Origin of the sequence: Williamsia sp. 1135 (assembly GCF_002095395.1) — a bacterium.
GTDB lineage: Bacteria > Actinomycetota > Actinomycetes > Mycobacteriales > Mycobacteriaceae > Williamsia.
Window position 1 is genome coordinate 146,398 of the sequence record NZ_MJEI01000103.1, and the last position, 13,534, is coordinate 159,931.

The 13,534-nt window shown below is 64.7% G+C and carries 13 protein-coding genes; 8 read left to right on the top strand and 5 right to left on the bottom strand.

The window, feature by feature from the left end:
• Positions 1–23 precede the first annotated feature (23 nt).
• Both BFL43_RS22040 and BFL43_RS22045 read left to right on the top strand, forming a co-directional pair.
• On the top strand, positions 24–689 hold the full coding sequence (locus BFL43_RS22040; RefSeq protein ID WP_084894771.1) for a TetR/AcrR family transcriptional regulator: 666 nt from the start codon (positions 24–26) through the stop codon (positions 687–689).
• An 85-nt stretch (positions 690–774) separates the two neighbouring features.
• Complete coding sequence (locus tag BFL43_RS22045; protein WP_084894773.1) at positions 775–1,626, top strand: alpha/beta fold hydrolase; 852 nt, start codon at positions 775–777, stop codon at positions 1,624–1,626.
• A gap of 22 nt (positions 1,627–1,648) precedes the next feature.
• Here the strand turns inward: BFL43_RS22045 and BFL43_RS22050 are convergent, their stop codons facing one another.
• On the bottom strand, positions 1,649–2,341 hold the full coding sequence (locus BFL43_RS22050; protein WP_240498415.1) for a GAF and ANTAR domain-containing protein: 693 nt from the start codon (positions 2,339–2,341) through the stop codon (positions 1,649–1,651).
• Positions 2,342–2,589: 248 nt separating this feature from the next.
• Here BFL43_RS22050 and BFL43_RS22055 point away from each other — a divergent pair, with 248 nt between their 5' ends.
• On the top strand, positions 2,590–3,513 hold the full coding sequence (locus BFL43_RS22055; RefSeq protein WP_084894775.1) for a L,D-transpeptidase: 924 nt from the start codon (positions 2,590–2,592) through the stop codon (positions 3,511–3,513).
• Positions 3,514–3,591: 78 nt separating this feature from the next.
• Here BFL43_RS22055 and BFL43_RS22060 read toward each other — a convergent pair whose 3' ends face one another.
• Entirely contained in the window at positions 3,592–5,589 is a 1,998-nt protein-coding gene (locus BFL43_RS22060; RefSeq protein ID WP_240498416.1) for a M13 family metallopeptidase, read from the bottom strand.
• Positions 5,590–5,620: 31 nt separating this feature from the next.
• Positions 5,621–6,325, bottom strand: a complete 705-nt coding sequence (locus BFL43_RS22065; RefSeq protein ID WP_084894778.1) for a PAS and ANTAR domain-containing protein — start codon at positions 6,323–6,325, stop codon at positions 5,621–5,623.
• Positions 6,326–6,788: 463 nt separating this feature from the next.
• Between BFL43_RS22065 and BFL43_RS22070 the strand changes: the two genes are divergently transcribed.
• Genes BFL43_RS22070 through BFL43_RS22080 form a run of 3 tightly spaced genes read left to right on the top strand, consistent with a single transcriptional unit; the run spans position 6,789 to position 9,531 of the window.
• Positions 6,789–7,658: an ABC transporter permease gene (locus BFL43_RS22070; RefSeq protein WP_084894780.1), complete on the top strand. Its 870-nt coding sequence runs from the start codon at positions 6,789–6,791 to the stop codon at positions 7,656–7,658.
• 51 nt (positions 7,659–7,709) lie between these two features.
• Positions 7,710–8,762, top strand: a complete 1,053-nt coding sequence (locus tag BFL43_RS22075) for an ABC transporter substrate-binding protein (protein WP_143695458.1) — start codon at positions 7,710–7,712, stop codon at positions 8,760–8,762.
• On the top strand, positions 8,746–9,531 hold the full coding sequence (locus tag BFL43_RS22080) for an ABC transporter ATP-binding protein (RefSeq protein ID WP_084894784.1): 786 nt from the start codon (positions 8,746–8,748) through the stop codon (positions 9,529–9,531). Before BFL43_RS22075 ends, BFL43_RS22080 begins: the two co-directional genes overlap by 17 nt.
• A 1-nt stretch (position 9,532) precedes the next feature.
• Here BFL43_RS22080 and BFL43_RS22085 read toward each other — a convergent pair whose 3' ends face one another.
• Complete coding sequence (locus tag BFL43_RS22085) at positions 9,533–10,282, bottom strand: pirin-like bicupin family protein (protein WP_240498417.1); 750 nt, start codon at positions 10,280–10,282, stop codon at positions 9,533–9,535.
• Positions 10,283–10,423: 141 nt separating this feature from the next.
• Between BFL43_RS22085 and BFL43_RS22090 the strand changes: the two genes are divergently transcribed.
• Together BFL43_RS22090 and BFL43_RS22095 are read left to right on the top strand one after the other, a co-directional pair.
• Positions 10,424–12,064 (top strand): NTF2-like N-terminal transpeptidase domain-containing protein, encoded by a 1,641-nt coding sequence (locus BFL43_RS22090; protein WP_084894786.1) that lies wholly within the window; start codon positions 10,424–10,426, stop codon positions 12,062–12,064.
• Positions 12,061–12,696, top strand: a complete 636-nt coding sequence (locus BFL43_RS22095; protein WP_084894789.1) for a TetR/AcrR family transcriptional regulator — start codon at positions 12,061–12,063, stop codon at positions 12,694–12,696. The genes BFL43_RS22090 and BFL43_RS22095 overlap by 4 nt, the downstream gene beginning before the upstream one ends.
• Positions 12,697–12,703: 7 nt before the next feature.
• Here BFL43_RS22095 and BFL43_RS22100 read toward each other — a convergent pair whose 3' ends face one another.
• Positions 12,704–13,438 (bottom strand): NmrA family NAD(P)-binding protein, encoded by a 735-nt coding sequence (locus BFL43_RS22100; RefSeq protein WP_084894791.1) that lies wholly within the window; start codon positions 13,436–13,438, stop codon positions 12,704–12,706.
• Positions 13,439–13,534 lie beyond the last annotated feature (96 nt).

The window sequence follows — 13,534 nt, forward strand, 5'->3', positions numbered from 1 at the left end:
GGCCGCTCGCTGGAGGAGGGAAAGTGCCGAAGACGACCAGCTCGGGCGAGGTCTCAGCGAAGAGTACTCGTAGTACCCGTAACCGGCCGACCGACGACGAACTGCTCGATGCTGCTCTGTCGGTGATCGCTGATGTCGGCGCGCAGCGGGCCACGATGGACATGATCGCCGAACGTGGTGGTACGTCTCGGGTCACGTTGTACGCGCACTTCGGCTCGCGCGATTCTCTTGTCGAGGCCGTCATCGATCGTGAGCTCTCTGCGCTCACCGAGTGGATGTTCGCCGCGTACGACAAGGGCGACGACATGACCTACGGCGACCGGGCGAGGTACTCCGTCGAGGCGTTGTTCGAGTTCGCTCGCCGCCAGCCCAGAGGGTTCCGGGTGCTGCTGACGAACCGCGATGAGGATCACGATCCCGGTCGCCGGCTGTTCGCGGCGCTCGAACCCCGCATCGCGGAGCGGCTGCGGGGAAACTATGCCGAGCAGGGCGACACGGTCGGGGCCAGCGCCGACACCCTGGCGTCGATGCTGCTCGGTATGAGTCTCGATGTCGCCAACCGAGCGGTGATCGTCTCGGGTGCGGGTATCGACGCCGCGTGCGATCTCGCGGTGACCGCGTCGCTGGCGGTGCTGCGATCGGTGGAGGTCCGTCAGCTCCATGCGATCGACGAATCCCTCGAGTCGTAGCTGCCGGCGCGTGTCCGCCAGGTCTGCGGCTCGCCACGGCGACCCATTCGGCCCACAGAAATGGAACACGTTCTAATCTGAGGGGGTGAACGTGACCTTCGAGGAATCCAGACGAGAACTGCAGACCGACAGCGGAGTGCTGCGCTATCACGAGGCGGGTTCCGGTCCGCCGCTGATCTTGTTGCACGGTTCCGGTCCCGGCGTCACCGGCTGGCGCAACTACCGGGGAAACATCGGGGTGTTCGCCGAGAACTTCCACTGCTACGTGCTGGAGTTCCCAGGGTTCGGCGTGAGTGATCCCGTCAAAGGCCATCCCGTACTGACCGCCGGGTCGTCGGTGATCAGATTCATGGACGCGCTCGGCATCGAGTCCGCGCCGGTCATCGGCAATTCGATGGGTGGTGTGGTCGGCGTCAACCTGGCCATCAAGAAGCCGGACCGGGTGAGCAAGCTCGTGACCATCGGTGGTGTCGGGCCGAACGTCTTCAGTCCCAGCCCGAGCGAGGGCCTGCGGTTGCTGCAGGAGTTCACTGATGCACCTGATCGGGACAAGCTGATCCGCTGGCTGACGGCCATGGTGTTCGACCGAGCCCTGGTGACAGATGAGCTGATCGAGGAGCGCTGGGAGGCCGCCATCAATCCGGACGCCCAAGCGACGGCTCAGATGATGTACGGCTCGGCGGCGTTCGCGATGCAGCAGGAGTTCATGGCCGCATCCGACAACCCTCCGTACTGGTCGATGATGCACAAGGTCAGCTGCCCGACGCTGCTCACCTGGGGTCGTGACGACAGGGTCAGCCCACCCGACATGGCGATGATCCCGATGCGGTTGATACCTCAGGCCGAGTTACATGTCTTCCCGAACTGCGGGCACTGGGTGATGATCGAGGCCAAGGGTGCGTTCGAGAGTGCAGTCGGTGAGTTCCTCAGCCGCTGAACCCTGATCGGGGTCCGGGCGCCTAGCGTTCGTCCGGGCCTGCGGTGACCACCTGCAGCGCAATCTCGGCCAGTTTGACGTTCGAGTCCTGGGACAGTCGTGCGAGGAGCCGGAAGGCTTCGTCCGGGTCGAGTTTGTAGCGTTCCATGATCATGCCTTTGGCCTGGCCGATGATGTCGCGGTTGGTGAGCGCTGCCCGAATCTGGTCTTTCTCCCTGACCGCCGCGAAGGCGATCGCGGCATGCGCGGCGAACAGCGAACCGATGGAGACCGATTCGTCGTCGAAGGCGCCTGCCGACGAGCTGTGCAGATTGAGCGCGCCCAAAGTGTCGTCCTCTATGTACAGGCAGAAGCAGATCATCGACTTGATGCCCAGACTCTCGGCGCCTGCGGCGAAACGCGGCCACCGGGTGTCTGAGCCCATGTCGTCGATCTGGATGGTCTCGGAGTTGAGCGCCGACCGGATGCATGGGCCTTCGCCGAACTCCTGCTGCAATTCGTCGCATTTGCCTGCCAGGTCGCCCACCATGACCGGCGTCTCGACCTTGGAGTTGCCCGTCACCAGGGTGACACTGGCGTACTCGCCACCGGGAACGTTCTCGACCGCGGACTTCGAAATCGCGCGCAGAACGGTGTCGCTGTCCTTGCTCTCAGACCGCAGCAGCCGCGCGACTGCGGCCATCCGATCGGGTAAATCGGTGTTCGGTTGTTTCATGTTCCCAGTTCCTGCCATGGCCTGTCCTGCTAGACAATTCTGAAAGTCTACTTATAGATGTCAATTCGCCGTGGTCGGACGGCGACATCCGAAGAGCTCTCCGTCCGCTCCACGCGTGGTCATACGCAGTTTGTGTCTCCGGAGCACTTGCGATGCGGAGTTCGACGATTCGGTGGTGGAGAATCTCGGGACACTCACGTATCTTGGGCATCCTGGCGCTCGGGGGAAAACCAAAAAGGGGACACTGCATGCAGCTCGGCAGGATCAGGCATGGTCGCCGTCGCCGGCTCGTGACTGTTGTCGCAGGGGTCGCACTGCTTCTCGGAACGTCCACCATCACAGCGACAGCCGATCCCGTCTGGCCGGGCGGCCCGGAGGTCCCCGGTATCTCCGCTCCTGATCTGCCCAAGCCCGGCCCCGCGAGCCCGGCGCCGACGACGTCATCCGAGCAACCGCTGGGCCGCGCCAACTTCTCGACTCCGACACTCGATCCCGCCGACGGCGAGACGGTCGGGGTCGCGCAGCCGGTGGTCATCTCGTTCCAGGCGGCGATCGACGACAAAGAGGCCGCAGAGAAAGCCATCAGGGTCACCGCGACGCCGGCGGTTGCCGGCAATCTGTACTGGGTGGGCAACAAGGAACTCCGGTGGAAGCCGACAGAGTTCTGGCCGGCGAACACGCAGGTCTCTGTGCAGGCCGGCAGCGCCACCTCGAACTTCACGATCGGCGAGTCCTGGATCGCGACGGCCGACGACAACACCCACACCATCACCGTCGCGGTCGACGGAAAGGTGGTCCGGACTATGCCCACGTCGATGGGCGCCAACGATCACCCCACACCCAACGGCATCTACACCGTCGGTGAGCGGTTCGCTGACATGTACATGGACTCGTCCACCTACGGGGTGCCCGTGGACTCACCCGACGGCTACCGCACGTATGTCGAATACGCGACCCGCATCTCGAACAGCGGCATCTTCGTCCACGCCGCGCCGTGGTCGGTCGGACAACAGGGCAACACCAACGTCTCGCACGGTTGCCTCAACGTCAGCACCGAGGACGGACGGTGGTTCTTCGAGAATGCCCCCAAGGGTGCGCCGGTCGTCGTGGTGAACACCATCGGCGGTACCGCAGATCCGGCTGATGGACTGACCGACTTCACCACCCCGTAACTTCCGATTTTGGTGGGTTTTGGCGAGCAAACCCGCAGGTCGGCTTCGCCAAAACCCACCAAAATCGGGGGTTGGGGGTTACCAGATGTGTACGCGGTCCGCGTCGTCGAGGTAGAGGCCGTCGCCCTCTTTCACCCCGAACGCGTCGTAGAACGCGTTGATGTTGCTGATGACGCCGTTGCAGCGGAACTCAGGCGGTGAATGCGGATCGATCGACAGCCGCCGGATCGCCTCGGCGTCGCGGGTCTTGGTGCGCCACACCTGCGCCCAGCCATAGAACACCCGCTGCAGTCCGGTGAGGCCGTCGATGTCCGGCGGGGTCTGCCCGTCCAGGGCGATCTGGTAGGCGACAAGTGAGATCGACAGACCGCCGAGATCGCCGATGTTCTCACCGATCGTGAAGTCGCCGTTGACCTTGTACTTCTCGTCGAGGCCCTTCGGGGTGAAGGTGCCGTACTGATCGATGAGTTTGCGTGTGCGGGTGCTGAACTCGGTACGATCGTTGTCGGTCCACCAGTCCACGAGATTGCCGTCACCGTCGTACTTCGCACCCTGGTCATCGAAGCCGTGGCCGATTTCATGGCCGATCACCGCACCGATGCCGCCATAGTTGGCGGCGTCGTCGGCCTCGGGGTCGAAGAACGGAGGCTGCAGGATCGCTGCGGGGAACACGATCTCGTTCATCCCCGGGTTGTAGTAGGCGTTGACCGTCTGGGGGGTCATGAACCACTCGTCGTGGTCGACCGGCGAACCGATCTTCCCGAACTCGCGATCCTCCTCGTAAGCGCTTGCGCGAGCGATGTTCCCGAAGAGGTCGTCTCGCTCGATGCGCAGAGACGAATAGTCGCGCCAGGTCGCCGGGTATCCGATCTTCGGCGTGAACTTCTCGAGCTTGACCAGGGCCTTCTCGCGGGTATCCGGGCTCATCCAATCCAGATCGGTGATGTTACGCCGGTACGCCTTCACGAGATTCCCGATCAGTACGTCCATGCGGGCCTTGGCCTCGGGCGGAAAGTGCTTTGCCACATACAGTTTACCGACGGCAAATCCGAGGCCTTGCTCGACGAGGCCGACCCCGCGCTTCCAGCGGTCGCGAATGACCTCCGAACCGGTGAGGGTCTTGCCGTAGAAGTCGAAGTTCTCGTCGACGAACTCATCGGAGAGGTACGGGGCGGCCGAATGCAGCAGCCGCCACTGTGCCCACACCTTCCACTCGTCGAGGTCGCGCTCGCCCCACAATGCCGCGACGCCCCCGACGAAGGACGGCTGGCCGACGACGACCTCGCCGAAGGTCTCGGAACCCGTTGTCCGTAGCCCGGAGATCCAGGAGTCCACATCGAATCCGGTTGCTTCTGTTGTGAACTCGGACAGAGTGCGGAGGTTGTACGTGAGGTCGGCGTCGCGGCGGCGCACCACATCCCAGTGCTGGGACGCGATGGCGGTCTCGAGATCGACGACGGTGTCGGCACGGGCGGCGGAATCGTCGAATCCGGCCAGTGCGAACATCTTCTCGACGTGAGCCCGGTACGCGGTGCGCGTCTCGGCGTGATTGTCCTCGCGGTAGTACGACTCGTCGGGCAGTCCGATCCCGGACTGCGTGATGTGCATCAGATAGCGATCAGACGCCTTGGCATCGGTGTCCACGTAGTAGCCGAAGAGGCCACCGATTCCGCGGCGCTGCGCCGCCCCGACGAGCCCGGCGAGCTCGGTGCGTGTGGTCGCGTCGCCGAGCGCCGCGAGGTCCGCAGTGATCGGGGAGATACCGAGTGCATTGATGTGCTCGGTGTTCATGAAGCTGGCGAAGAGGTCGCCGATCTTCTGGGCGTCGCTGCCGGGGGCAGGCGAGGACTCGGCGCACTCGGTGATCAAGTCGCGGACGTTCTCTTCTGCACGGTCGCGCAACACATGGAAGGCGCCATCGACCGCGCGGTCCTCGGGGATGACGTGGTCGCGCAACCAGGTGCCGTTCACATGCTCGAAGAGGTCGTCTTGCGGCCGCACCGACTCGTCGACCCAGCTCAGATCGATGCCGGACCGTGCGGCGGTGGAATTGGCGGTGTCTGCGGTAGAAGTCACCAGACCATCCTGGCACCGAACCGCGATTTCGTCAGCCGCCGCCGGAGCTACCCGAGTTCTGCGCAGCTGCGTCATCCGGGCTCTGATGCGCGGTCAGCAGCAGATGATCGAACATCTGCCTGCTCTCGTCGTCGAACGGTACGTTGCCGTTGACCGAGGCGACGATGTTCTGTGCCAACGTCCTGAGCTTCGTGTTGGTCTGCTGCGAACGCCAGGTCAGGACGTCGAATGCGCGGTCGGCGTTGATGCCGTACACGAGCATCAACATGCCCTTTGCCTGTTCGATGACAGCCCGGGACACCGCGAAGTCCTTGACCGCGGCGTCCATCGTCTCTTTCAGTTCACCCTCGTGCACGTCTGTCAGGTCCACATAGAATCCTTCGGTGCCGATGAGGGATCCGGATGGGTCGGTCAGTCGATCCCCGACGACGAGCACGTGATGGACCTGCCCGCGGCGATCGACGATGCGGTGCCTGCTGCTGAACGACTTCCCCTCCCGTAGGAGGTCGTCGATCGCCCGCTCGACCCGCTCCCGGTCATCAGGGTGCTTGTGTGCGAGCAGCAGTTCGGTGGTGGGTGAGACCTCGCCGGCCCCGTAACCGTGGATCGCGGCGACCTCATCGGACCAGTGCCACTGGTCCTGCGCGATCAGATAGCGAAAACTGCCCACCTTCTGGACAGCGCTGCCGCCGAGCACCTCCTGCACCGACTGGGTGTCGGTCCTGCTGTTCTCCAAGAAACTGCTCCCTGTTCACACCTGTATGGAAGTCAGCCGAGCGTCCATCGGGCAGGGTCGCCACCGGGCTGTCGGCAAAGACACAGCCCTCGATTCGAGCCAGTGATTTTCTAGCATGCCGAAGTGGTTCATGGACACAAAGGGTGTACCTAGCAGAACGGGCCGTCGAAGAGAACACTTTGGGTTCAGCTGACTTCAAATCCGCGTGAGTGGAAGTCGCCGGGCTACTGTGACGCGGTGCTCAAGACGATGCTGGTGCGGCGACTCGCGGTGGACCTCTGCCGCCTTGGTGCCCAGAACTGTTGCCTGTGAACATCTTCACGTTGTAGTCCGCTCACCCTAGAGCGACCACAACACCTCCGCTGCCGCTCTTCGATGAGGTTCGCCTCGACGCGCGCGGCACCTCCTTCTCCTATCGATGGTGATCATCGGTGCCAGAGCTAGCTCATCAGGGGTTGTCCTCATGTCAGTTGTACCGGCCATAGCTGCGCCGACCGAGACGGTCGACCCGAACGTGACCACGCGGCGCCGGGAATCCGGGCGTACGTCGAAACTGTTGTCGCGGGTCGGTTTACCGATTCTGTCGCTCGTCGTCTTCATCGCGTTGTGGCAGTTGGTCGTGAGCCTGAAGATCTGGAACGAGACGCTGATCCCCGCGCCGAGTGCGGTGTGGGACGCCTTCGTCGAGACGAATACGACGACCGACGGTGTGCGCGGCTACGCGGGTAAGTACCTGTGGGAGCACCTGCTCATCAGCCTGCAGCGCATCGGTTACGGCATCGCCATCGGCATCGTCGTCGGTATCGCGTTCGGGCTGTTCATGGGGACCTTCGGCAAGGTCCGGGCTCTGTTCGAACCCTGGATCACCTTCCTGCGCACGTTGCCGCCGCTGGCGTACTTCTCGCTGCTGATCATCTGGCTCGGCATCAACGAGGAGCCGAAGATCACCCTGCTGGCCATCGCGGCGTTCCCGCCGGTCGCCGTCGCGACCACCTCGGCAGTGCTGGCCGCCCCGCAGAGCTCGACCGAAGCGGCGAAGGCGCTGGGAGCCAGCAGGTTCGAGGTGATCAAGGACGTCGTGATCCCGTCCGCGTTGCCCGAGACCTTCACCGGCATCCGGTTGGCAGTCGGGGTCGCCTACTCCTCGCTGGTTGCCGCCGAACTGGTCAACGGCCTGCCCGGCATCGGCGGCATGGTCAGAGACGCATCCAACTACAACAACACCCCGGTCGTGCTCGTCGGCATCATCGCGATCGGAACCTCCGGGTTGATCATCGACGGACTGCTGCAGCTCATCGAGCGCAAGACCGTGCCCTGGCGGGGACGCGTTTAGAACGCCCGCGCCCGCCTCCTCTGTGTCCCACAAGAAGAAAGAACGAACAACATGAGCCAAACACGCCGCTCTGCCCGATTGCGCCGACGATGGGTGGTGCTCGTCGCTGCGCTGTCCGCACTCACGCTGACCCTCGGTCTCGCCTCCTGCTCCGGTGACGACAGCGACGGCAAGACCATCACCGTCGGCTACCAGGCCTTTCCCAGTGGCGACCTGATCGTCAAGAATCAGAAGTGGCTCGAAGAAGCGCTGCCCGACTACACGATCAAGTGGACCAAGTTCGAGTCCGGCGCCACGATCAATCAGGCCTTCATCGGCAACTCGATCGACATCGGGGCCATCGGCTCGAGCCCCGTCGCCCGTGGCCTGTCCGGCAACTCGCCGATCGGCTACAAGGTCGCATTCGTTCTCGACGTCGCAGGCGACAACGAGGCGCTGGTCGCCCGCGACGGCACCAACATCAACAGTGTCGCCGAGCTCAAGGGCAAGACCATCGGCACCGCACTGGCCTCGACCGCGCACTACAGCTTGCTGGTCGCACTCGAGCAGGCCGGACTGTCGGCGAACGACGTCAAGATCGTCGACCTGCAGCCGCAGGCCATCATCGCCGCGTGGGAACGCGGCGACATCGACGCCGCCTACACCTGGCTGCCGACCCTCGACGAGCTCCGCAAGACCGGCAAAGACCTCGTCACCAGCCGGGCGATCGGTCAGTCCAACCCCACCCTGGACCTCGGCGTCGTCTCGAACAAACTGATTTCCGACGATCCGGCCGCCGTCGACGCCTGGCGCAAAGTGCAGGCCCGCGCGCTCGACCTGATCAACACCGATCCGGCCGCCGCTGCCGGCTTAGTCGGCCAAGAACTCGGCATCAGCGCAGAAGAGGCGCAGGGGCAGCTGAAGCAGGGCATCTACCTCACGCCTGCCCAGGTCGCATCGCCGCAGTGGCTCGGTACCCCGGGAGCGGTCGGCAACATCGCGAACAACCTGCTCGACGCCGCCGAGTTCCTGGTCGCACAGAAGCAGATCGACTCCGCGCCCACCCTGGAGCAGTTGCAGGAGGCCATCTACGTCGAAGGTCTGCCCGGTGCCTTCGACCAGTGACAGTCGAGCCATCCACCTCGACAACGTGTCACATCGCTACGGCAAGGGCGGCGACACCGTCACAGCGGTGGGTCCGGTCTCCCTCGACGTCCCGGCCGGCGAGTTCCTCGTCCTGGTCGGGGCGTCGGGGTGCGGCAAGAGCACGCTGCTGCGCCTGATCGCCGGCTTCGAACAGCCCACCGACGGTCAGGTCGACGTGCTCGGCAAGCCCCCGACGACACCCGGTGAGTCCGCCGGAGTCGTGTTCCAGCAACCGCGGTTGTTCCCGTGGCGGACCGTCGGCGGCAACGTGGAGGTCGCCCTGAAGTACGCCGGGATCGCGAAGCCGGACCGCAAGGCCCGTCGCGATCAGCTACTCGAGCGGGTCGGACTCGAAGGCACGGCCGACCGACGGATCTGGGAGATCTCCGGTGGACAGCAGCAGCGTGTCGCCATCGCGCGGGCCCTGGCCGCCGAGAACCCGCTCTTCCTGCTGGACGAACCTTTCGCGGCGCTCGACGCGCTCACCAGGGAACGGCTACAGGAAGACGTCCGCGGAGTGAGCAGCGAGACCGGCCGGACGTCGGTGTTCGTGACCCACAGCGCAGACGAAGCAGTGTTCCTCGGGTCGCGGATCGTGGTGCTCTCCAAGCGTCCGGGGCAGGTAGCCCTCGACCTCGAGGTGGATCTGCCTCGCGGGAGGATCGACTTCGACGAACTACGGAACTCCCGGGAGTACAACTCGATCAGGTCCGAGGTGAGTCACGCGGTGAAGGCGGCCGCCGCTTGAGTTAGCGACCGAGTTTCTTGTGCATCTCCCAGATGAGGATCTCTGCATCGGTGGTGGCGGTGAGTTTCTCACCGCCACCACCGGTGATCCTGACGGCGTCGCCTGTCTGGAGCTCATCGCCGGTACCCTCGAGCCACGCCGATCCCGAGGCGACGAAGACGTGACCCCACGGCAGGTCGGGTAGCGGCACCGACTGGCCGACCGACAGTCGCGCGACATGAAATGCGGCGTTCTTGTTGGCGATGCGAATCGCCGAGTCGTACGCCGGCATCCCCGAGGCGACCGTGACGAGTCCGCCGCCGGTCAGTTGCTCGGAGATGTCCAGTTGGTCGTAGCCCGGCTCGATGCCCGACTCGTCCGGCAAGACCCACATCTGAACGAAGTGGACGGGCTCGATGCCGGTCGTCGCATCGGCTCGCCAGGTGTCGTTGCGCTCTGAATGCCGGATGCCGGTCCCTGCGCTCATTCGCTGCGCGAGCCCCGGAAAGATCACCCCACTGTGATCCATCGAATCCTGGTGGACCAACGAGCCCGACAGCACCCAGGTGATGATCTCCATGTCCCGGTGGGGATGGCTGTCGAACCCCTGTTGGGGTGAAACGGTCTCGTCATTGTGGACCATCAACACCCCGTGGTGGGTGTTGGCAGGGTCGTAGTTGTCGCCGAACGAGAAGCTGTGCCGCGACTCGAGCCACTCGGTTCGGGTGTCCGGCCGGTCGTCGGCCCGATGGAGTTCATGGCGATCATTCACCCCGACCATCATCCTCCGCTGCTGGAAACGGGCCCAAATCAGGGCAGATTAAGAGTAGTTACTCGATTGTGACGACCTCGTAAGCAAGTTGGGAACCACATTGGTGGCATTTGTCCTGTTACAGGAGTGAAAATTGTGACTATGCGTCGTTCCCCCGGCCGCCTCGCGGCCACTGCTGTTCTCGCGCTCGTCTGCGCGCTCGGTGTTGCCTCGTGCGGCGCGTTCAGCAAACCTCTGGATACGGGTGCGGCGGCACTGCTCGGCTCGTTCGCCACAGCGATGGAAGACCAGGACGCACTCGCCGCCGCAGCACTCACCTCGGCACCGGGACAGGCCGAGGGATCGCTTGCCGCCTCGTTCACAGGCATGGGTGCGCAGAAGGTGAATGTCGACGTCGAACGAGCCGAGGAATACACCGACGGCACCGCCACGTTCGAGCTGACCACGACGTGGGTTCTCGGCGATGATCGCGAACTCAAGACGGAGACCTCGGGCTCGGCGCGACGCCTCTCGCTCGGCTGGCGGATCCAATGGCAGCCGGAAGTGCTCGCCGACAATATGCCCGCCGGCGGCAGCTTGCGCAACCTTCGAACCGACGCGCGTCCCGCACCCGTGGTGCAGGACCGGTTCGGGAAGAACATGCTCACCCTGCAGACGATCAACGAGATCGTCCTCGACCCCGCGGGCACCCCGAACGTGGACTCGTCGATCGGATCGCTCGCGACCATCATCGAGCCTCTCGCGCAACTGGTCACGCCAACCGTCATCCGCGATCAGCTCGCGGCCGCCCAGAACAAGCCGGTGACAGTGGTGTCGGTGCGAGAGTCAGACATGGTCGCCCTCGCCGGTGATCCGAAGTCGGTGCCGGGCGTCTCGGTCAAGCCCGTGCCGCAACTCGTGCTGCTCGACCGTCGGCTTGACTCACCCGTGTTGGACGGGGTCCACGATTACTGGCAGGCAATCCGGGATGCCACCTCCGGATGGTCGGCGCAGATGGTCGCCCCTGGCGTTCGGCCAGTGCAACTCGCCGGCGAGCAGGGGCCCGCGGGACCGAACGTCGGCACCACCATCGACCAGGTCACCCAACTCGACGCGCTCGACGCCGTGGTCGAGGTGGCCCAACCCGCGAGCATCCTGGTCCTCGACGCCAAGACCGGTGCGATCCGCGCATCCATGCGTAACGACGCAGCGGCCGAACAGGACATCACGATCGACAAGGACTACACCCCGGGTAGCACGCTGGAACCGGTTGCCAGAGTCATCAATCAGCTGGCCGGATCCGACGACGCCCGCGCCGCGCAACTGCTGGCGCAACTGGGCCTCGACGTCGACTACACGATCCCGGGCGTCCGTCCGTCCGGCCCTCACAGCGGTCCGGTCGCCGAGCCGGTTACGTTCCGGCCCGAGGACCTCAAGGTGTCCGCTCTGAACATGGGCGCGCTGGGCGTTGCGATCGCGCGCACGAATTCGATTGCGCCGTCCATGATCTCAGGGCAGGCCGGACGGGTCGAGGGCGGTGAGCTGGGTCCGATCGACCAGAAGGTGCTGACGACGGTCAATAGTGCGATGAAGGAGGCGGCGACCACGGGTGACGCCAGCGACCTCACGAACGCACCGGGGCTGCGCGCGCTGGTCGGGACCAACGGGCCGCAGGGCCCCGGCTGGTTCGTCGGCATCGCGGGTGGTCGCGTCGTCGTCGTCTACACCGAGGGTGAGCGATCCGGATCCGCGGCTCTGGCTGTGGCGCAACGCTTCTTCACCCCCCGCGCCCATCCGCAATGAAGTCAGGTCCGCCGCGCGAGCCTGCTTTCACCACCGCGGCAATCCGTGACAGCGACGATCCGACCGCCCGGGTGATCCTCAGTGCAGCCGTTCAGATGATCGCCGCCCGCGGGTACCACGGGACCTCCGTGCGCGACATCGCTGGTTTCGCAGGCATCAGCGCCGGTTCCATCTACAACCACTTCGGATCCAAGCACGAACTTCTGGTGACGATCTTGGCTCGTGGTGGGGAGGCGCTGGTGGAAGCCACCGAGCAGGCATTGCTCGCTGCGCCCGCCGACCCCGTGCACCGACTGGACGCCATCGTCCGTACACACGTCGGCGTGCACGCCGAGAACCCGCTGGAAAGCTACATCGGCAACTCCGAACTCCGCAGCCTCGACCCAGTGGCGCTGGAGCGTGTTATCGCCAATCGTGATGCGCAGCAGCGAATTTTCGATCGTGTGGTCGCAGACGGTGTCCGGCGGGGAGAGTTTCGCACGGACAATCCGGTCGAGGCCTCCCGGTTCGTGGTCACCGCCTGTACCGCTGTCGCCATGTGGTTCCGGCCGGGCGGGCAGGCCACCGAGGAACAGGTGATCGCGCGCTATCAGGCGGTGGCCCGTGATGCGGTGGGCCACCGAGCCGGGTGATCTGGCGTCAGCTGACGGCGGGGTACTTGTCTGCCAGGTACTGCTTGAAGGTCTGGTTCCCGAAACCCGGCCCCTCGATGAGGTTCTCGCCGGCTGCGAACGCCTTGAACAGCTTTCCCGGAATGCTCGGGCGGTGTCGTCCCGTTGCCTGCTTCCAGGCGTCGAGCAGATCGCTCGCGGTGCGCTGCTCGGGACCGCCGATGTCATCGACCCGGCCCGCGGGGTCGCCCGCCGCCAGTTCCACGAGTCGCGCCGCGACTTCAGCGGTGCCGATGGGCTGGAAGCGGATCGACGGACTCACGAACACCGGTGAGAACCTCTGTGCGGTGAACATCTGTTCCACGAACGGGTGGAACTGCGTGGCCCGCTGCAGGGTCACCGGCACGTGGGAGTTCGTCGCGATCTCCTCGATCTGGACGCGGTGCTTGTAGAACCCCATCGGGATGGTGTCGATGCCGACGATCGAAAGCAGCACCACGTGCGCGACGCCTGCCTCGGCAGCCGCCCGAAAGAGGTTCTCGGCGACCTGTATGTCCTTCGCGCCGTTGGTCGTCGCGAGGTGGATGATGGTGTCGACGTCGTCGAGGACGGCGCTGTCGACGCCGGTGAGCAGATCTCCGGTGACCAGCCCCGGACCGCTGCGCCTGCTCAGCGCACGCACGTCGTGCCCGGCGTTCCGCAACTGCGCGGTGGTCGGGACGCCGATCCGCCCGGTGGCTCCGGTGACCAAGAATGTCGTCATGAGTGCTGCCTTTCGTCGTCTCGGCCGGCGTGTGTTTGCCTGGCAAAACCCCAGACCGACGAGGCGTTGCGAATGTGACAAGCTCATCGAAATGGC